Raw genomic sequence first — 4,350 nt, forward strand, 5'->3', positions numbered from 1 at the left:
CCCCTCCGCCCGTGCTTCTCCCCTTCACTCCCCGAGGAGGCAGTCCCTGTGACCGCCCGCAAGCCGTCCCGCAAGGCATCCCGCAAGTCCGCCGAGGTCCCCGCCGAGGCGGCTGTCGAGACCGTCGCCGAACCCGCCGTCGAGACCGCCGCTGCCGAGACCGCGGCCGACGCGGCGGCCACCCCCGCACCGGCGCCCGCCGCCACCGCCACCAAGGCCGCGCCCGCCAAACGCGCCCGGCCCAAGCGGGCGGACGCGGGCCCACCGCGCCCCCGGCAGGCCGGCGACGGTCAGGGCGCCCGCCCCGCACCGGCCCTCGACGGCACGGACCGGGGCCGGCTGCTGGCCGGCGACCACCACGCGCCGCACGACGTGCTCGGCGCGCACCCGATCCCCGGCGGGGTGCTGGTGCGGGCGCTGCGGCCGTTCGCCCGGTCCGTCACCGTCCTGGCGACCGGCCTGCGGGCCGAACTGCACGACGACGGCGACGGCTTCTTCTCCGGGGTGCTGCCGGTGCCGGAGGCCCCCGCGTACCGGTTCGAGGTGGCGTACGACGACAACACCATCGAGGTGGAGGACCCGTACCGCTTCTGGCCCGCGATCGGCGAACTCGATCTGCATCTGATCGGCGAGGGCCGGCACGAGGAGCTGTGGCGGGCGCTCGGCGCGGAGCCGATGGAGCACCAGGGGGTGGCCGGGACGCGGTTCACCCTGTGGGCGCCGAACGCGCGCGGTGTGCGGATCACCGGTGACTTCAACTACTGGGACGGCACCGGCTTCCCGATGCGTTCGCTCGGCTCGACCGGGGTGTGGGAGCTGTTCCTGCCGGGGGTCGGCGAGGGTGCGCTGTACAAGTTCGACATCTGCCGCCCGGACGGTTCGCACACCGTGCGGGCCGACCCGATGGCCCGGCGCACCGAGGTACCGCCCGCGACCGCGTCGATCGTCACCGCCAAGCACCACACGTGGCGGGACGCGGACTGGATGGCGCACCGCGGCGACCGGCCGGTCCACGAGGCCCCGTTCTCGGTGTACGAGGTGCATCTCGCCTCCTGGCGACCGGGGTTGACGTATCGTCAACTGGCCGAGCAGCTACCGGCGTACGTCAAGGACCTGGGCTTCACGCACGTCGAGCTGATGCCGGTCTCCGAGCACCCCTTCGGCGGCTCCTGGGGCTACCAGGTCACCGGGTTCTACGCGCCGACCTCGCGGCTGGGCACCCCGGACGACTTCCGCTTCCTGGTCGACGCCCTGCACCGGGCGGGCATCGGCGTCATCATGGACTGGGTTCCGGCCCATTTCCCGCGCGACGACTGGGCGTTGGCCGAGTTCGACGGACGCCCGCTGTACGAGCACGCCGACCCGCAGCGCGCGGCGCACCCGGACTGGGGGACGCTGGAGTTCGACTACGGCCGCACCGAGGTCCGTAACTTCCTCGTCGCCAACGCCACTTACTGGTGCGAGGAGTTCCACATCGACGGGCTGCGCGTCGACGCGGTCGCCTCGATGCTCTACCTCGACTACTCCCGCGAGGACGGCCAGTGGTCGCCCAACGACCAGGGCGGGCGGGAGAACTGGGACGCGGTCGCCTTCCTCCAGGAGATGAACGCGACCGTCTACCGGCGCAACCCCGGCGTCGTCACCATCGCCGAGGAGTCCACCGCCTGGGACGGCGTGACCCGCCCCACCGACAGCGGCGGCCTGGGCTTCGGGCTGAAGTGGAACATGGGCTGGATGCACGACTCGCTCCAGTACGTGGCGAAGGAGCCGATCCACCGCAAGTACCACCACAACGAGATGACGTTCTCGATGGTGTACGCGTACAGCGAGAACTACGTGCTGCCGATCTCGCACGACGAGGTGGTGCACGGCAAGCATGCGCTGGTGGCGAAGATGCCCGGCGACTGGTGGCAGCAGCGCGCCACCCACCGCGCCTATCTGGGCTTCATGTGGGCCCACCCCGGCAAGCAACTCCTCTTCATGGGACAGGAGTTCGCCCAGGGCGCGGAGTGGTCCGAGAGCCACGGCCCGGACTGGTGGCTGCTGGACCCCTCCTACGAGGCGTCCGGCGACCACCGCGGGGTGCGGACCCTGGTGGGCGACCTGAACGCGGTGTACGGGGCGGTGCCCGCCCTGTGGCAGCGCGACACGGTGCCGGAGGGGTTCAGCTGGGTGGACGGCGGGGCGGCCGAGGACAACGTGTTCGCGTTCCTGCGGTACGACGCGGACGGCTCGCCCCTGCTCGCGGTCTCGCACTTCTCCCCGGCGGTCCGCGGCGACTACCGCCTGGGAGTGCCGGAGACCGGGACGGAGGGCTGGGTGGAGGTCCTGAACACCGACGCGGCCCGGTACGGCGGTGGTGACGTCCGCAACGAGGAACCGTTGAAGGCGGAGGCGGTGCCCGCGCACGGGCGGCCCTCCAGCATCTCGGTGACGCTGCCGCCGCTGGCGACGGTGTGGTTCCGTCCGGCGTAGCCGTACGCAGGGAACCCGTGAACGGCCGGGGCCGGTACCGCGTCTCTCCTGACGCGGTACCGGCCCCTCCCCCGTTGCAGGCCCGTCAGCTGTCGGCGGCGATCACCTCGATGATGCTCGACCAGGACGTGGAGCCGTGGCCCTCGGCGATGGCCCGGTCGGTGACGGACTTCAGCCCCGCCAACTGCGAGACGTCCAGGCGGTGGCCCTGCGCGGTGTGCAGGATGTGGTCGACGCTGGCCGCCATCATGGCGAGGTTGCCGCCCTCGCCCACGTAGGTACGAGTATCGATGTCGGTCGCCGTGTAGGCCGCGATCGGCGGCAGGATGCCCGCGATCGTGTTGAGGTACGGGGCGAGCGACGCGCCGTCGATGCCCTCGGCGCGGGCCAGCGCGAAGGCGTGGACGAGGCCGCCCATGGCTCCGTAGAAGAAGTCCAGCATCGCCATGTCGTAGGCGGCGGCGAGCCCGTGGTCCTCGCCGAGGAAGGTGGCGGGCTCGCCGAGCGCCTTGAGGGTGGCCTCGTACGCGGCGAAGGCGGCGCGGTCGCCGGAGTGGAAGACCAGTGCGTCCGCCGAGCCGACCACGTCGACCGGGACCATGATCGCCCCGTCGAGGTAGGACAGGGAGTGCTTCTCGGCCCAGGCGGCGGCCTGCCGGGAACGGGCCGGGGTGTCCGAGGTGAGGTTGACCAGAACCCTCCCCTCCAGAGCCCCGGCCAGCGGCTCCAGGACCGCGTCGGAGGCGTCGTAGTCGACGAGACAGACCACGACGAGTCCGCTCGCCCGTACGGCCTCCTCGGCGGACGCGGCCCGTACCGCGCCCAGCGCGACGACGTCCTCGCCCTTCTCGGGCGAACGGTTCCAGACGGTGGTGGGGTGGCCTGCGGCCAGGAAGGCGCGGGCCAGGGAGCGGCCCATGTCACCGAGGCCGAGCACGGTGACGGGGGTGGAGGCGGGTGTGGTGGTCGTGTGCGCTTGCGTCATGGGGACCATCCTTGGCGCGCGAACAGGGCCTGACCAGAACCCACTTGACTGTCAGATACGCACTTCCGGGAAAGTGTGCAGGTCAGCGGTCACCCGGGGTGTCGATGAAGGGCCTGGTCTCCTCCAGGTCGAACCCGAAGTCCTGCAGGGTCCGGATCTGCTGGAGGAGGCGCAGGTCGCCCTCGTCGTAGCTGCGGTAGCCGTTCTCCGCGCGCCGCGCGGGCAGCAGCCCGCGCGACTCGTAGTAGCGGAGGGTCCGCGTCGTCGTCCCGGCCCGTTCGGCCAGCTCCCCGATTCGCATGGGAGGAACGTATTCCTTGACGCCGACGTCAACGCAAGGCCGAAGGATGAAGGAAAGAGCCGAAACGTCGGCGTCGGCGTCGGGGACCGTGTCGTCAGTTGCTGCGGGCAGCGGCCCGCCGGCGCACGGCCCACAGGATGCCGCCGCCTGCCGCCACCGCAGCGGCGGCCATGCCGACGAGCGGGGCGGTGGAGTCCGAGCCGGTCGCGGCGAGGTTGCCGCCGGTCTGCGGGGTGGTGCCGCCGGTCGTCGAGCCGCCCGTGCCGGTGGAGCCGCCGGTCGTCCCGCCGGTGCTGCTCGTGGAGCCGGTGGAGCCGGAGCCTCCGGTGGACGAGGAGCCGCCCGTGCCGCCGGTGGAGCCGGAGGAACCGTTGGAGCCCGAGGTGCCCTCGGTGCCCTCGGTGCCCTCGGTGCCCTCGGTGCCCGACTCCTCGCCGGTGTCGATCACGATCTGCGCGGTGTCGTTGGCCGCGTTCGGGTCGAAGGGACGCTCCTGGCCGCTGAAGGAGACCTCGCCGGTGGTGCGGCCGACGGCCTTGTCGATGCGCAGGACGAAGGGGTAGCTCTCGCCGCCGTTCACGTCGACCCA

3 protein-coding genes and 1 pseudogene are annotated in these 4,350 nt (G+C 72.2%); 1 reads left to right on the forward strand and 3 read right to left on the reverse strand.

All coding sequences use genetic code 11. The features are described 5' to 3' along the window. The first annotated feature begins 48 nt into the window (after nt 1–48). Entirely contained in the window at nt 49–2,475 is a 2,427-nt protein-coding gene (glgB, locus tag JS521_RS34185) for a 1,4-alpha-glucan branching enzyme (RefSeq protein ID WP_205086768.1), read from the forward strand. A gap of 85 nt (nt 2,476–2,560) precedes the next feature. Here the strand turns inward: glgB and JS521_RS34190 are convergent, their stop codons facing one another. From JS521_RS34190 to JS521_RS34200, 3 genes and pseudogenes are all read right to left on the reverse strand, one after another. After that, the gene (locus JS521_RS34190; RefSeq protein ID WP_239488221.1) at nt 2,561–3,460 is read right to left on the reverse strand and encodes an NAD(P)-dependent oxidoreductase; all 900 of its coding nucleotides are present in this window, start codon (nt 3,458–3,460) and stop codon (nt 2,561–2,563) included. A 100-nt stretch (nt 3,461–3,560) separates the two neighbouring features. Continuing rightward, a pseudogene (locus tag JS521_RS34195) lies at nt 3,561–3,761 on the reverse strand (MerR family transcriptional regulator); the annotation flags it as partial. 94 nt (nt 3,762–3,855) lie between these two features. Then, the coding region (locus JS521_RS34200) for an LAETG motif-containing sortase-dependent surface protein (RefSeq protein WP_205086770.1) at nt 3,856–4,350 on the reverse strand (495 nt) is incomplete at its 5' end.

The organism is Streptomyces durocortorensis, assembly GCF_016901035.1.
GTDB classification, from domain to species: Bacteria; Actinomycetota; Actinomycetes; order Streptomycetales; family Streptomycetaceae; genus Streptomyces; species Streptomyces durocortorensis.